Origin of the sequence: Polaromonas sp., assembly GCF_036676035.1 — a bacterium.
Taxonomy (GTDB): domain Bacteria; phylum Pseudomonadota; class Gammaproteobacteria; order Burkholderiales; family Burkholderiaceae_C; genus Polaromonas.
In genome coordinates, this window is the sequence record NZ_JAKFDR010000039.1 from 1 (window position 1) to 1,533 (window position 1,533).

3 protein-coding genes are annotated in these 1,533 nt (G+C 61.8%); all 3 read right to left on the bottom strand.

Translation table 11 applies throughout. From position 1 onward, the window contains the following. Nucleotides 1-221: 221 nt before the first annotated feature. Genes V6M61_RS06655 through V6M61_RS21010 form a run of 3 tightly spaced genes read right to left on the bottom strand, consistent with a single transcriptional unit; the run spans nucleotide 222 to nucleotide 1,513 of the window. A complete protein-coding gene (locus V6M61_RS06655; RefSeq protein WP_332775783.1) occupies nucleotides 222-527 on the bottom strand; it encodes an NIPSNAP family protein in 306 nt (101 codons plus the stop codon). Between the two features lie 40 nt (nucleotides 528-567). Further along, nucleotides 568-1,257, bottom strand: a complete 690-nt coding sequence (locus tag V6M61_RS06660) for a glutathione S-transferase family protein (RefSeq protein WP_332775784.1) — start codon at nucleotides 1,255-1,257, stop codon at nucleotides 568-570. After that, nucleotides 1,169-1,513: a 3-coathanger stack domain-containing protein gene (locus V6M61_RS21010; RefSeq protein ID WP_442957739.1), complete on the bottom strand. Its 345-nt coding sequence runs from the start codon at nucleotides 1,511-1,513 to the stop codon at nucleotides 1,169-1,171. Before V6M61_RS21010 ends, V6M61_RS06660 begins: the two co-directional genes overlap by 89 nt. Between the last annotated feature and the right edge of the window lie 20 nt (nucleotides 1,514-1,533).

Genomic DNA, 1,533 nt, shown 5'->3' on the forward strand with positions numbered 1-1,533 from the left:
GACCGCCCGAAAAGGCACCTGCCCTTCGGGTTGGGACGAAATCGGGCGATTTGTCCACCAAACCCCTTGCATGGGCATGAGCCCATGCGGCGTGGTGTTGGCAGCCAACTCATCCCGATTGCGCCCCAACGCGACCCCAAATAAAGCGTGAACAGGCTCTAAGCGGCTCAGTGGCTCAGCGGCTCGGGGCAGAGCCGGCACAAGGCCGTCCCGCTTGGAAATCAGGAAAAGACAGGGCGGAAAAAACTGCGCTCGTAACTGACGATGCAGCGCGTGTCTTCCGCGTACTTGAAGGCGGCCTGGCAGTCCGGGTCTTCAAAGGAGCGCTGGCGGTAGCTTTCGTACGCCGCCAGGCTGTCAAAGGTAAACAGCGCCAGCGCGATGTTGCTGGCACCCTCGCTGGGCATGAAATAGCCGTGGTGCGTGCCGCCAAATTTTTCAAGCAGTCGAATCCACAGCTTGCCGTAGTGCTCAAACTCCTTGAGCTTGGTGGTGTCGAGTACGTAGCGCAGGTAAATAGTGACCATGGTGAGTGCTTTGCTTTCAGCGGATCGGCGCGTCAGTGGATCAGCGTTTGAGACGGTAGGGTTCATCGAAATCGACGAAGTCTTTCTCGGCCAAGGCGTCGGCTATCCAGGCCTTCACCCCGGGCAGGGCACAGACGCGGTGGATGTAATCGGTGATCTGGCCCGGCACCGGCAGCTCGTAGTTCTTCAGGCGCATGCACACCGGGGCGAAATAGGCGTCAGCGACCGAGAATTCGCCGAAAAGCATGGGGCCTTTGTGCTGCTCCAGCAGTTCGGTCCACATCGCCACAATGCGCTGCACATCGGTGCGCACGGCCGGCTGGTCGCGCCACGCCAGCGCCCCCGCTTGCGCCAGCGACGCCTCGATGTTCATCGGACAGGCGCTGCGCAGCCCGCCAAAGCCCGAATGCATTTCGGCGCAAACGCTGCGCGCGCGCGCACGGGCCTTCACGTCCTGCGGCCAAAGCTGCTTCTCGGGGAATTTCTCGGCCACATATTCGGCGATGGCCAGTGTGTCCCAGACCGAGAAGCCGTCGTCCACCAGCACCGGCACCCGGCCCCCGGGGCTCACTGCATGGACGGCTTGCTTGAAGCTGGAGTCGGGACTGAACGCATTGACGCCGAAGCGCACCATGACTTCCTCAAACGCGATGCCCGCCTGCTTGAGCAGGACCCAGGGGCGCATGGACCAGGACGAGTAGTTCTTGTTGCCGATGTAGAGCTTGAGCATGGAATCCTTGGGAAAGATGGACAGATGTCTTCGCATGGTAATGGCCGCGCTGCGGCGCATTGATGAAAATTGTGGCCGAAATTGATGCGGCATTTCCCCGCCGGGCCGCCCAAGGGGGAAATAACCCCCTCGGGGGCAGCGAAGTACATGAAATGACGAGCGTGGGGGCGATACGTTTCGGCGTAGGGCCGCCCCAAGCCGAAACAGCCCCCTCGGGGGGCAGCGAAGTACACGAAGTGACGAGCGTGGGGGCGATATTAGCGCCTGGCCGCCCGG